The sequence below is a fragment of the Streptomyces chartreusis NRRL 3882 genome (assembly GCF_900236475.1).
GTDB lineage: Bacteria > Actinomycetota > Actinomycetes > Streptomycetales > Streptomycetaceae > Streptomyces > Streptomyces chartreusis_D.
Window position 1 is genome coordinate 2,765,054 of the sequence record NZ_LT963352.1, and the last position, 14,154, is coordinate 2,779,207.

Here is a 14,154-nt window from a genome sequence, read left to right on the forward strand (position 1 = left end):
AAAACTCGGTGGGCGGTGTCAGTGGCGATCCGTAGGCTCGCTGCTGATGGCCACGACACCCGCCCCCGCCCAGGACCGTTCCGCCGTGCGTACGCTGCTGCGCCTGTGGCCGTACGTGCGGCCCGTGCGGGTGCGCCTGTTCACGGCCGCGTTCGTCGCGATACTGGCCTCCTGCGTGGGCCTGGTGATCCCGCTCGTCCTGAAGTGGATGGTGGACGGGCCGGTCGCCGACCGGGACCCGGGCGGGGTCTGGCTCGGCGCGCTGTACCTGCTGCTGCTCGGCGTCGCCGAGGCCCTGCTGTTCGGGCTGCGGCGGTGGCTGGTGGCCCGGCCGCTCTCCCATGTCGAGGCGTCCATGCGGGCGGATCTGTACCGGCACCTCCAGCGGCTGCCGGTGGCCTTCCACGACCGGTGGGCCTCGGGCCAGTTGCTGTCCCGGGGGACGACGGACCTGATGCTGCTGCGCATGTTCCTCGCCTTCCCGCTGACGTTCCTGCTGGTCAACGGTGTGACGATCCTCGTCGGCGTGGTCATCATGCTGCTCCAGGACTGGACCCTGGGGCTGGTGATCCTCGGGCCCGCCGTGCCCGTCATGGTCACCTGCGCGATCTTCGAGAAGCGGTACGCCAAGGTGGCCCGGCTCGCCCAGGACCAGGTCGGCGACCTGACCACGGTCGTCGAGGAGAGCGTGCTCGGCATCCGCATCATCAAGGGCTTCGGCCGGCACCGGAGTCAGGCCCGGGCCTTCCGGGAGCTGTCGGGGACGCTGCGCGGCACGGAACTGCGCAAGGCGCGGCTGCTGGCGACGATCTGGGGCGTCATCGTGACGCTGCCGGAGGTCGCGATCGGGGCGGCGCTGGTGGTGGGGGTCGTGCAGGTGGCCGACGGGGGGTTGTCGGCGGGGACGCTGGTGGCGTTCCTGTCCACGGCGCTGGCGTTGCGGTGGCCGGTGGAGTCGATCGGATTCCTGCTGGCGATGAGCCAGGAGGCGGCGACGGCGACGGAGCGGTATTTCGAGGTGATGGACGAGGAGGTGGAGGAGCGGGGCGTTGCCGGTGACCCGGCGTCACCGCCCGCAGCCGGGTCCGGTCTCCGGTTCCACGACGTCACCTTCCGCTACCCCGACGCCCCGCCCCACTCCCCTCCCGTCCTGGACAGGGTCGACCTGCACATCCGTCCCGGCGAGTCCATGGCCCTGGTCGGCGCGACGGGCAGCGGCAAGACGACCCTCACCGCGCTCATCCCCCGCTTCTACGAGGTGACCTCGGGCCGCATCACCCTCGACGGGGTCGACATCACGACCCTGTCCCGTCAGGCGCTGCGCGCCAAGGTCGCGGTCGCCTTCGAGGAGCCCACGCTCTTCTCGGCCCCGGTCGGCGACAACGTTCTGATGGGCGCCGACGACACGGCCGGCCCGGCCGAGCTGGAGCGCGCCCTGGCCGTCGCCCAGGCCGACTTCGTGTACGCGCTGCCGCAGGGGACCCGGACCCGGGTGGGCGAGCAGGGCCACAGTCTCTCCGGCGGGCAGCGGCAGCGCCTGGCGCTGGCCAGAGCTGTCGTCGGGCAGCCGGAGTTCCTCGTCCTGGACGACCCGCTGTCGGCCCTGGACGTGCACACCGAGGCCGCCGTGGAGGCCGCCCTGCGGCGGGTCCTCGCGGACACCACCGCCCTGATCGTGGCGCACCGCCCGTCCACGGTGCTGCTCGCCGACCGGGTCGCGCTGCTGTCCGGCGGCCGGATCGCCGCGGTCGGCACCCACCACGAACTGCTGCGGACGAACGCCGAGTACGCCCACTTGATGTCCGGCGAACACTCAGGGGAACAGCCGGGCGAACAATCGGGCGACCGGTCAGGCGAACAGGAGGGCGCACGATGACGGCGGCCACCACCGCACCGGCCGACGGGACACCCGACGACGAACCCGGCGCCGGGGGACCCGACGCTGGGACCCGGGCCACCGGTGACCCCTTCGACCGGGACGTCCTGCCCACGCCCCCGGGCGCCACCGCCGCCCTGCTGCGCTCCCTGCTCGCGCCCCTGAAGGCCCGCGTCACGGTCACGGCACTGCTTCTGCTGCTCCAGCAGGCGGTCGTGCAGGCGGGCCCGCTGCTCGTGGCGTACGCCATCGACCGGGCCGTGCCGGCCTTCCGGGCGCAGGACCACGGGCCGCTGATCGCGGTCGCCGTCGGCTATCTGGCGTGCGCGCTGGCCGCGGGCGGGCTCCAGTTCGCGTTCGTCGCCGCCGCGGCCCGCGTCAGCCAGGACGTGCTGCTCGATCTGCGCGGCCGGATCTTCCGCCACGCACAGGCACTGAGCGTCGACTTCCACGAGCGCTACACCTCGGGCCGGCTCATCTCCCGCTCCACGACGGACGTGGAGTCGCTGCGCGAGCTGCTGGACGAGGGTCTTCAGGAGCTCGTGACGGTCATCCTGTCCTTCGTCTACATCTCGGCGATGCTGCTCTGGCTGGATCTGGGGCTGGGCGGCGTGGCGATGGCGTCGTTCGTGCCGCTGTACGCCCTGGTGCGGCTGTACCAGCGCCGGGCCGGGCGGGTGTACCGGGCGCGGTCGACCGCCATCGCCGCCGTCATCGTCAAGTTCGTCGAGACCATGAACGGCATCCGGCCGGTGCGTGCCTTCCGCCGCGAGGCCGTCAACGACGCCGACTTCGGCGCGCTGAACGAGCGGCACGAGCGCACCAACGGGGACGCGCTGCTGGAGATGGCCCGGTACGTCACCGGTTCACGGCTGATCGCCAACACGACGGTCGCGGCGATCGTACTGTGGGGCGCCCACCGGGTCGCGGACGGCACGCTGGCCCTCGGTGTGCTGGCGGCCGCCGTGCTGTACCTGCGGCGGCTGTACGACCCCATCGACCGGCTGGGGATGTTCCTCAACTCCTACCAGTCGGCGGCGGCCTCCCTGGAGAAGATCGCCGGACTGCTCGCCCAGGCCCCTTCCGTGCCCGAGCCGTCGACTCCCCGGCAACTCCCTCCGCTGGAGGGCGAACAGCCGGGCCGCGAGGTCGTCTTCGACGCCGTCCGCTTCGGCTACCGCACCGGCGGCGAGGTGCTGCCCCGTTTCGACCTGACGATCCCGGCCGGGCAGACGGTCGCGGTCGTCGGCTCCACGGGCGCCGGCAAGTCGACGCTGGCCAAGCTGCTGGCCCGGTTGTACGACCCCTCCGACGGCCGGGTCCTGCTGGACGGCGTCGACCTGCGCGACCTCGCCGTGCCCGAACTGCGGCGCGGGGTGGTCATGGTGACGCAGGAGGCGTTCCTGTTCTCCGGCACGGTCGCCGAGAACATCGCGATCGGCCGCCCGGACGCCACGCGCGAGGAGATCGAGCGAGCGGCGAAGGAGATCGGCGCGCACGACTTCATCAGCTCCCTGCCCGACGGCTACGACACCGACGTACGCAAACGGGGCGGCCGTATCTCGGCCGGACAGCGGCAACTGGTCGCTTTCGCACGTGCGTTGCTGGCGGATCCGGCGGTGCTGATCCTCGACGAGGCGACCAGCTCGCTGGACATCCCGGGCGAGCGCGCGGTGCAGCGGGCGATGGCGACGGTGCTGAAGGGCCGTACGGCCGTGGTCATCGCGCACCGGCTGTCCACCGTCGAGATCGCGGACCGTGTCCTGGTGATGGAACACGGGGAGATCGTCGAGGACGGCGAACCGGCCGGACTCGTCGCGGGCACGGGCAGGTTCGCGGATCTGCACCGGGCCTGGCGGGACAGCCTCGCGTAGGACGGCGACGGTCTAGGATCCGTGACTTCGTTAGCAATGAAGGCGGTTCGTTAGCAGTGGATTAGCAAAACCGCGATCCCGTTGACAATGACTACGTTCAGCGGCGGTCTCCGCCGGGTCTCTTTCGATCTTCTTGCGTATGTGCTAGCCGCTCCCCCGCTGTCCCGGTCGTGGCAGTACGGAGCACGGGCAGCGCCCGTCGTGCACGCAGGGCTCCCACGGCGTCAATCTGATACGAGGGCGCGTCGGAAGCGGGAGATTGCTGCGCCGTACTTTCCAGAAGATTAGGGTGTTGGACGCCGGAATTGGTCTTCGCTGGGTGACGGGGCGGGTGATGGGGGCCAGGCGTAGGCAGGCGGGCGTGTTCGGCATGGGCACGGTGCTGCTGCTAGGTGTGGCGGTTGTTGTCGGCCTGCGGTTGTTCCCGGGGGCGGGCAGGGGGGATGTTGATCCGGCCGGGCTGACGGTGGGTTTGGTGTCCCTGGTGGCCGCGTTGTGGTCGGGCTGGATGGCGGTGCAGGCGCTGCGGTGGCAGGAGACCGACATCGCCGGGAATGCCGACCGGCTGGCGGTGGACGTGGTGGACGCGGAACGCGCCGCGTGGCGGCACCTGCTGGGCGCTCATGACCGGACCATCAACGTCCCATTCGTCCATCGCCCCGCCCCCGCGCACGAGGCAGCCGGCGCCGTCCCGCACGGGACGTTCCAGGACATCGCTGACTACTACCAGCGGCTGCGCCCGGGCCGGCTGGTCATCACCGGCGCTCCAGGCGCCGGCAAGACAGCCCTGGCCCTCCAGCTCGTGCTCCTCCTCCTTGAGCACCGCTCGCCGGGCGAGGCAGTCCCGGTACGACTGTCACTGCCTTCCTTCGACACCAATCGCCCGATGGAGGAGTGGATCGCCCGTCACCTGGTGACCACCTACGGCCTGTCCAAAAACGCTGCCCACGCGCTGGTCAAGGACCGGCGGGTGCTGCCGGTACTCGACGGCTTGGACGAGATGGACGCCGACCCCCAGCCGGGCTACGACTCTCGCGCCGCCCACGCGCTGCGCGCCCTCAACGCCTACCAGCAGGGCGTGGCCAAGGCCCAGCTGATCCTGACCTGCCGCAGCGGCTCCTACACCACCCTCCAAGCGGTAGGCGCATGGCTACACGACGCCGCCCGCATCGAACTCACCCCGCTCGACGCTGCGACCGCTTGGGACTTCCTGACCGACCGCGTCGATGGCCCCGACCGTTGGCAGAACGTCCTCGACGCCCTGGCTGCAGCCCCGGACGGCCCCCTGGCCGCGGGCTTGTCCACGCCATGGCGCCTGACCTTGGCCGCCACCGTCTACGAACAGCGCGCCCCACACACCGGGGCCTATCTGCGCCACCCCGACGCCCTGCTGGCCCCGTCTCTGAACACCCCCGACGCGGTGGGCGAACACCTCCTGGACCTTTTCATACCCGCAGCCACTGCTCTGGCCAGCGCGCCCCGCCACCGTGCTCCGTACAGCCCCGACCGCGTCCGCACGGGGCTGACCGTCCTGGCCCGCTACCTCAACCACAACGCCACCACCAACCGTGCCGTCGGAGGGCAGGCCCTTCCGAGCACCGACATCGTGCTCGCCGAACTATGGCCCCTAGTCGGCTCCCGCCCGGTGCGCGCCGCAGTCGCCGCCATCACCACCACCGCCACGCTGGCCAGCACCGCGGCCTGGCTCTTCCTTGACCCGCCATTCGACCCACTGCTCCCCACAGCCGTCGGCGCAGGGATCGTGTCGTTGAGGACCTGGGTGCAGCCAGGCCGGACAGCAAGATTGTCCCCAGTGCTCGGTCCCATGGCATTTGGCCCACCCCCACACCGCTTTGTCATCGGGGCAGCGGCCGAACCCCTATATGTCCTCGCGTTCTCGCTCTGGATCACGCTCTGGCTCGGGCTCCTGTCCGGGCTCCTGGCCGGTCTTGCAGCCGAAAGCCAGCTGGCTCACGCGATCGCGGTAGCGCTCCTGTTCGGGGCCATCGCCGGTGGCATAGTTGGGCAGGAGGGCCGGTTCGTGGTCGGGCTTGTGACTGGTCTTATGTTCGGATTCGCGTGCGGAGCCTATGCCTGGTTTGGCACCTTTCTCGAGTTCGATCACCTGCACGTGACCGGGATCATGGACGGGATCGTGACTCTGCTCGCGGACGCCCTCTTACCCGGACTCGCTATCGGACTCGTCGGCGGGCTCGTGTGGGGGGTCACGTCCGGGGAGGCCGGGTTGTGGTACATGGCCCTCTTGCTGTGTACCCGGCAGGGCTTCGGACGGTGGTTGCCGTGGCGGCTGAGCCGATTCCTGGACTGGTGCTCCGGAACCGGGCTGCTGCGGAAGGCAGGTACTGCCTACCAGTTCCGCCACCGCGAACTGCAGGACTTCCTTGCCCACCACTGACGACAGCCGGCGCCGGGAGGCTGCGGATGGGGGACGATACGGCCGCTAAGCGGACGTCAGGCAGACAGCTCACGGGCGCAGGCCCTCGACGTTTCTGCCACGACCAACACGCTGCCGAGCAAGGCCAAGCCCTCAGGCTGGCATTGATCAGGCTTAACTCGCTGTCACCAACCCCGCTCACGGAGACCACCGACTGCTAACGATCCACCGACACGGCTACTGCTCACCTCGCACGGATTCCGACGTATCCGCAGGAACCAGTGCTCACGAAGTCGCGGACCCTACAGACGGAGAGGACGGCGGAGGGCGGGCGGATGATCGACGCGTACGAGGACCCCGGCACACCCGACCACCGGGGCGGCGCCCGTTACCTGTGGTGGCTGGTCACCCGGCAGCCCTGGCGGTGCGCGGCCGGGGCGATGTTCGGCAGCGTGTGGATGGTGCTGCTGGCGGCGACCCCGTATCTGATGTCCCGGGCGATCGACGACGGGCTGGAGCCCGGGGACATGGGCGCGCTGACCGCCTGGAGCGGGGCGCTGTTCGCGGTGGGCGCCTTCAACGCCTGGCTGAGCATCATGCGCCACCGCACCATGACCCGCGTCCGGATGGACGCCAACTTCCGCACGGTGAAGGTCGTCGTCGGTCAGGCGGTGCGGCTCGGCGCGTCGCTGTCGCGGCAGACGGGGGCCGGGGAGGTCGTCACGATCGGGGTGGGCGACGTGCAGACGATCAGCCAGTCGCTGACGGTCGTCGGCCCCGGCGTCGGCGCGGTCGTGGCCTATCTGGTGGTCGCCGTCCTCCTGGTGTCGGTCTCCCCGCTCATCGCCCTGGTCGTGCTGCTCGGGATCCCGGTGATCGTCCTGCTCGTCGGGCCGCTGCTCGGGCGGCTGCAGGGGTCCGAGACGGAGTACCGCGAGCGGCAGGGCGTGCTCACCGCGCGGATCGGCGACCTGGCGGGCGGTCTGCGGGTCCTCGCCGGGCTGGGCGGCAAGACGCTGGTCGCGGACGCCTTCCGCCGTGACTCGCAGCGGCTGCGCGAGCAGGGGTACCGGGTCGGCGCGGTGACCAGCTGGGTCCAGGCCCTCGGCATCGGCCTGCCCACGCTGTTCCTCGCCGTGGTGACCTGGCTGGCAGCCCGCCTCGCCGCCCAGGGGGACATCACCGTGGGCCAGTTGGTGTCGGTCTACGGCTATGTCGCGGTGCTGGTGGGCCCGGTGTCCTTCTGGGTGGAGTGCGGATACCAGATCAGCCGCGGCCTGGTGTGCGCGCGCCGCGTCGTACGGTTCCTGCGGCTGGAGCCGACGCCGGACACCGGGACGCGCGACGCCCCGTCCGAGCCGTCGGCCCTGCACGACCCCGAGTCCGGTGTCCGCGTCCTGCCCGGCCGCCTGACGGCCTTGGTGGCGGAACACCCGGCCGACGCCGTGGCGGTGGTGGACCGCCTCGGCCGCTACACCCCGTCGGACGCGACCTGGGGCGGAGTGCGACTGGAGGACATCGCCCTGGGCCAGATCCGGGACCGCATCCTGGTTGCCGACCACGAGTCCGACCTGTTCGCAGGAACTCTCCAGGACATGATCGGACCTCTCAGGGGCGCGGGGCTGTCTCGATCTGCGGCTCCGCCGCGGGGCGCGACAAGCCACACACCACCCGCACCCGCCCACGGCGAACAAGCGGCACTCCGAACGGCGCTCCACACAGCCGCAGCCGAAGACATCGTCCAAGCCCTCCCCGACGGCCTGAACACCCGGATGGACGCCCAGGCCCGCAACCTCTCCGGCGGCCAGCGCCAACGCATCCGCCTGGCCAGAGCCCTCCTCGCCGACCCGGAGATCCTCCTCACCGTCGAGCCGACCTCCGCCCTCGACGCCCACACCGAGGCCACCGTCGCCGACCGCCTCCGTGAGGCCCGGCAAGGCCGCACCACGGTCGTGACCACCACCTCCCCCCTCGTCCTGGACCGCACGGACACCGTCCACTACCTGGTCGACGGCAAGGTCGCGGCCTCGGGCAGCCACCACGACCTGCTCGACACCACTCCCGGCTACCGCGCCCTCGTGGCCAGGGACACCGAGGAGTCCGTCCGATGAGCCGCGGACACCTCCCCGTGGCCGAACGGGCCGACGTCCGACGGGCGTTGCTGGACCTCGTACGGGCCGACACCCTGGCCTTCGGCACCGTCCTCGGCCTCAACGCCCTCGCCGCCATGGCCGGTCTGGCAGGACCCTGGCTGCTGGGCCGGATGATCGACGACGTCCGCGCCGGACACGGCGTCGCAGCCGTGGACCGGCTGGCCCTCGTCCTTCTGCTCTGCGCCGTCGCCCAGTTGCTCCTCGCCCGCTGGGCCCGCTACGTGGGTCACCGCTTCGGCGAACGCACCCTCGCGCGCGTACGGGAGCGGTTCGTCGACCGCGCCCTCGCCCTGCCCGCCTCGGTGGTGGAACGCGCCGGCACCGGCGATCTGACGGCCCGGGGCACCTCGGACGTCACGACCGTGGGCAACACCCTGCGGGACGCCGGTCCGATCCTGCTCATCAACCTCGTGCAGTGCCTGTTCCTGATCGGCGCGGTGTTCCTGCTGGATCCGCTGCTCGGTGTCCTCGGCGTGCTCGGCCTGACGCCGATCTGGCTGGCGCTGCGCTGGTATCTGCGGCGGGCCCGGGACGGGTATCTCGCCGAGGGTGCGGCCACCTCGGACGTCGCGGAGATCCTCGCGGCGACCGCGGCCGGGGCGCGCACGGTGGAGGCGTTCCGGCTCCAGGAGCGGCGGACGGCCGCGAGCCGTGACGCCCTGGAGAAGTCCCGCCGCACGCGCTTCCACACCCTGTTCCTGCGGTCGGTGTTCTTTCCGGCCGTGGAAGTCTCGTACGTGCTCCCCGTGGCCGGGACGCTGGTGATCGGCGGGGCGCTGCACACCTCGGGCGCGATGAGTCTCGGGGCGGTCGTGGCGGCGGCCCTGTATCTGCACCAGTTGAGCAATCCGCTGGACGAGATCCTGGTGCGGGTCGAGCAACTGCAGAGCAGCGGGGCCTCGTTCGCCCGGGTGGAGGGACTGGCCCGGGCCCCGCGGGCCGCCGAGGAGGGCGACGGCCCCGATCCGGACGGCGACCGTATCGACGTCACCGGCGTGCGCTACGCCTACGACGGGGGCGTCGAGGTGCTGCGCGGCGTCGACCTGACGGTGACGCCCGGCGAGCGACTGGCCATGGTCGGGCCGTCCGGCGCCGGCAAGACCACGCTGAGCCGGCTGATGGCGGGCATCGACGCGCCGACCGCCGGCTCGGTGACGGTCGGCGGCGTGCCGGTCGTGGGGCTCGGGCCGGAGCGGCTGCGCCGCCAGGTCGTGCTGGTCACCCAGGAGCACCACGTGTTCCTCGGCACGGTCCGCGACAACCTGCGGATCGCCGAACCGTCCGCCGGTGACGAGGAGTTGTGGAAGGCGCTTTCGGTGGTCGGCGCCGACGCGTGGGTGCGGGAGCTGCCGGACGGCCTGGACATGCTCCTGGGCCAGGGCGGTTGCCGCACCGACGGCTCGCAGGCCCAGCAACTCGCCCTGGCCCGCGTGGTGTTGGCGGACCCGCACACGCTGATCCTCGACGAGGCGACCGCGCTGCTCGACCCGACGACCGCCCGGCACACCGAGCGCGCCCTGGCAGCCGTACTGGAAGGGCGCACCGTCATCGCCGTCGCACACCGGCTGCACACCGCGCACGACGCCGACCGGGTGGCCGTGATGGAGGGCGGCCGGCTGACCGAACTCGGCACGCACGACGAGCTGGTGGCGGCGGGCGGGGCCTACGCGGCGCTGTGGCACTCCTGGCACGGGGACCTGCCCGACGCCCGGAAACCGTCCGTATAGCGAACATGAATTTCCGGTCAACGAACGGTTTCCGGCCATACTGTTGACGCGCTCCTGACAGAAAGCGCACTCGCCTGCCACGCTTCCCACGACTGCTCCACAGCAACCCCACAGCAACACCTCCACCTCCCCAGGCCGGGCGACCCCCGGTCCCGCAGAAGGAGCCAGTGTTGAGAAGCAGTTCCTCGCGAAGAAGCAGCTCCCACAGACGCACGTCCCACACCCCCCGCCGTACCGCGGCCGTGGCCCTCGCCGGCGTCGCCGCGCTGATCGCCGCCGCCGTGCAGAGCGGCACCGCCCTCGCAGCCCCGGAGAAGGCACCGTCGGCCGCGAGCAAGGCGACCCCCGGCTCGGAGTCGGTCAAGCTCACCCCCGCCCAGCGCGCCGCGCTGATCCGCGAGGCCGACGCCGCCAAGGCCGGGACGGCGAAGGAGCTGGGCCTCGGCGCCAAGGAGAAGCTGGTCGTCCGCGACGTCCTCAAGGACCGTGACGGCACCGTGCACACGCGTTACGAGCGCACCTACGACGGCCTGCCGGTCCTCGGCGGCGACCTCGTCGTCCAGAGTACGAAGGCGGACGCCACCGCGTCCGTCGTCAAGGCCGCCCGCGCCGCGATCAAGCCGGCCACGACGAAGGCCGCGGTGCCCGCCGCGAAGGCCCGGCAGCAGGCCCTGGCCGCGGGCAGGGCCGAGAAGGCCAAGAGCCCCGCCGTCAACCGCGAGCCCCGCAAGGTGATCTGGGCGGCCGACGGCAAGCCGGTCGTGGCCTACGAGACGGTCGTCGGCGGTTTCCAGCACGACGGCACCCCGCAGGAACTGCACGTCGTCACCGACGCCACCACCGGCGAGAAGCTGTACGCGTGGGAGGCGATCGAGACCGGCACCGGCAACACGGTGTACTCCGGCACGGTCGACCTCACCACCACGCAGTCCGGGTCGACGTACAACCTCACCGACGGCGCCCGCGGCAACCACAAGACGTACAACCTCAATCGCGGCACCTCCGGCACCGGCACGCTCTTCTCCGGCTCCGACGACGTCTGGGGCAACGGCAGCCCCTCCAACCTGGAGTCGGCCGCCGCCGACGCGCACTACGGGGCCGCGCTGACGTGGGACTACTACAAGAACGTGCACGGCCGCAGCGGCATCCGCGGTGACGGCACGGGCGCGTACTCGCGGGTCCACTACGGCAACAACTACGTCAACGCGTTCTGGTCGGACAGCTGCTTCTGCATGACCTACGGCGACGGCTCGGGCAACGCGAACCCGCTGACGTCGATCGACGTGGCCGCGCACGAGATGACCCACGGGCTCACCTCCAACACGGCGGGCCTCAACTACAGCGGCGAGTCCGGCGGCCTGAACGAGGCGACCAGCGACATCTTCGGCTCGACCGTCGAGTTCTACGCGAAGAACTCCTCCGACGTCGGTGACTACCTCATCGGCGAGGAGATCGACATCAACGGCGACGGCACGCCGTTGCGCTACATGGACAAGCCCAGCAGGGACGGCTCGTCCAAGGACGCCTGGTACTCGGGCATCGGCTCGATCGACGTGCACTACTCCTCGGGCCCCGCGAACCACTTCTTCTACCTGCTGAGCGAGGGCAGCGGCACCAAGACCATCAACGGTGTCACCTACGACTCGCCCACCTCGGACGGCCTTCCGGTCACCGGCATCGGCCGGGACAAGGCGGAGAAGATCTGGTTCCGCGCGCTGACCACCAAGTTCACCTCGACCACCAACTACGCGGGCGCCCGTACCGGCACCCTCGCGGCGGCCGGTGAGCTGTACGGCACCGACAGCGCCGAGTACAAGGGGGTCCAGGACGCGTGGGCGGGCGTGAACGTCGGCACGCGCTCCGGCGGCGGAGGCGGCGGCGGTACGTCCTTCGAGAACACCGCCGACGTGGCGATCCCGGACCGGGGCGCGGCGGTCACGTCGTCGATCACCGTCTCCGGGCGGACGGGCAACGCGCCGTCGAACCTCCAGGTCGCCGTGGACATCGTCCACACCTACATCGGCGACCTCCAGGTGCAGCTGGTCGCCCCCGACGGCACGGCGTACACGCTGAAGGGCTACGGCACCGGCGGCAGCGCGGACAACCTGAACACGACGTACACGGTGAACGCTTCGTCCGAGGCCGCCAACGGCGTCTGGCAGCTGCGGGTCCAGGACAACGCGGCCCGCGACACCGGCTACATCAACAGCTGGAAGCTCACCTTCCCGTAGGCCCGTTCGCGGTCTGCCCAGGGCAGGGCGCCGCCCCGGTGGGTTCGACTCCCCCGGGACGGCGCCCGCTTCACGTGCCCGGGCGTACACCTCGTCGTCGATTTCCGGCCAACATCACGCGGGCTCCTGACATGTACGCGTCTCAAGTGCCACTCTTCCCCCACCCGCCGCACAGCACCACAGCGCTTCCCCCACACCTAGGAGCTTGTGTGTCCACCTCTCTCTACGCGCGTCACAAGCGCACCACGCTCGCCATCGCCACCGCCGTCGCGGCCGGCGCCCTGCTCACCACCGGCCTGGCCTCCGGCAGCAGCGTCGCCGCCGACTCCTCCGCCGCCGGCAAGCCGGCCCTCGCCGCCGCACCCGTCCTGCTGACCGCGCCCGCCCGCGCCGCCCTCATCAAGGAGCAGCAGGCGGAGGCCACCGGGACCGCCGGCGAGATAGGCCTCGGCGCACAGGAGAAGCTGGTCGTCAAGGACGTCGTGAAGGACGCCGACGGCACGGTCCACACCCGCTACGAGCGCACCTACGCGGGCCTGCCGGTCCTCGGCGGCGACCTCGTGGTGCACGAGTCGAAGTCCGGCGCGACCAAGGGCGTCACCAGAGCGACGAAGGCCAAGCTCGAGGTCGACTCGCTCAAGCCCGCCGTCACCGCCGCCAAGGCGGAGAAGCAGGCCGTGACGCTCGCCAAGGTCGCCGGCTCGGAGAAGACCGAGGCGAACTCCACGCCCCGCAAGGTGATCTGGGCGGCCGACGGCAAGCCCACCCTCGCCTACGAGACGGTCGTCGGCGGCCTCCAGGAGGACGGCACCCCGAACGAGCTGCACGTCGTCACCGACGCCGCCACCGGCAAGAAGCTCTACGAGTACCAGGGCATCGAGACCGGCACGGGCAACACCACGTACAGCGGCACGGTCACCCTCAGCACCACCAAGTCCGGGTCGACGTACAACCTCACGGACGGCACGCGCGGCGGCCACAAGACGTACAACCTGAACCGCGGCACCTCCGGCACCGGCACCCTCTTCTCCGGCTCCGACGACGTCTGGGGCAACGGCAACCCGTCCAACCTGGAGACCGCCGCCGCCGACGCGCACTACGGCGCCCAGGTGACCTGGGACTTCTACAAGAGCACCTTCGGCCGCAGCGGCATCCGCAACGACGGCAAGGCGGCGTACTCACGCGTCCACTACGGCAACAACTACGTCAACGCGTTCTGGTCGGACAGCTGCTTCTGCATGACCTACGGCGACGGCTCGGGCAACACCCACCCGCTGACCTCGCTCGACGTGGCCGCGCACGAGATGAGCCACGGTCTGACCTCGGCCACGGCCGGCCTCAACTACAGCGGCGAGTCCGGCGGCCTGAACGAGGCGACCAGCGACATCTTCGGCGCGGGCGCGGAGTTCTTCGCGAACAACTCCTCCGACGTCGGTGACTACCTCATCGGCGAGGAGATCGACATCAACGGCGACGGCTCCCCGCTGCGCTACATGGACAAGCCCAGCAAGGACGGCTCGTCCAAGGACGCCTGGTCCGCCGGCCTCGGCGGCCTGGACGTGCACTACTCCTCGGGCCCCGCCAACCACTTCTTCTACCTGCTCTCCGAGGGCAGCGGCTCGAAGACCATCAACGGCGTGACCTACAACTCGCCGACGTCCAACGGCTCCACGGTCACCGGCATCGGCCGCACCAAGGCGCTCCAGATCTGGTACAAGGCGCTGACGACGTACATGACGTCGACGACCAAGTACGCGGGCGCCCGCACGGCGACCCTGAACGCGGCCTCGGCGCTGTACGGCGCGTCCAGCGCCGAGTACAAGGCGGTCGCGGCCGCCTGGTCCGCCGTCAACGTCGGCTGACCGAAGCACGGCCAGGACACCCCCTGGGGCGGTACC

7 protein-coding genes are annotated in these 14,154 nt (G+C 71.0%); all 7 read left to right on the top strand.

All coding sequences use genetic code 11. The features are described from left to right. Window positions 1–46 precede the first annotated feature (46 nt). The 7 genes from SCNRRL3882_RS12150 (at window position 47) to SCNRRL3882_RS12180 (ending at window position 14,118) form a co-directional block, all read left to right on the top strand. The gene (locus SCNRRL3882_RS12150) at window positions 47–1,876 is read left to right on the top strand and encodes an ABC transporter ATP-binding protein (RefSeq protein WP_010041679.1); all 1,830 of its coding nucleotides are present in this window, start codon (window positions 47–49) and stop codon (window positions 1,874–1,876) included. Next, the gene (locus SCNRRL3882_RS12155; RefSeq protein ID WP_010041677.1) at window positions 1,873–3,750 is read left to right on the top strand and encodes an ABC transporter ATP-binding protein; all 1,878 of its coding nucleotides are present in this window, start codon (window positions 1,873–1,875) and stop codon (window positions 3,748–3,750) included. Before SCNRRL3882_RS12150 ends, SCNRRL3882_RS12155 begins: the two co-directional genes overlap by 4 nt. A 370-nt stretch (window positions 3,751–4,120) precedes the next feature. Then, window positions 4,121–6,166 carry an NACHT domain-containing protein gene (locus SCNRRL3882_RS12160; protein ID WP_231911234.1) on the top strand — a complete coding sequence of 682 codons (2,046 nt, stop codon included), beginning with the start codon at window positions 4,121–4,123 and terminating at the stop codon, window positions 6,164–6,166. A gap of 314 nt (window positions 6,167–6,480) precedes the next feature. Then, window positions 6,481–8,256, top strand: coding sequence for an ABC transporter transmembrane domain-containing protein (locus tag SCNRRL3882_RS12165; RefSeq protein ID WP_010041673.1), 1,776 nt, complete (start codon window positions 6,481–6,483; stop codon window positions 8,254–8,256). Continuing rightward, window positions 8,253–10,025 (top strand): ABC transporter ATP-binding protein, encoded by a 1,773-nt coding sequence (locus SCNRRL3882_RS12170; protein WP_010041671.1) that lies wholly within the window; start codon window positions 8,253–8,255, stop codon window positions 10,023–10,025. The genes SCNRRL3882_RS12165 and SCNRRL3882_RS12170 overlap by 4 nt, the downstream gene beginning before the upstream one ends. Window positions 10,026–10,192: 167 nt before the next feature. Further along, entirely contained in the window at window positions 10,193–12,256 is a 2,064-nt protein-coding gene (locus SCNRRL3882_RS12175; RefSeq protein WP_418952373.1) for a M4 family metallopeptidase, read from the top strand. A gap of 209 nt (window positions 12,257–12,465) precedes the next feature. Next, window positions 12,466–14,118 (top strand): M4 family metallopeptidase, encoded by a 1,653-nt coding sequence (locus tag SCNRRL3882_RS12180; RefSeq protein WP_010041667.1) that lies wholly within the window; start codon window positions 12,466–12,468, stop codon window positions 14,116–14,118. Window positions 14,119–14,154 lie beyond the last annotated feature (36 nt).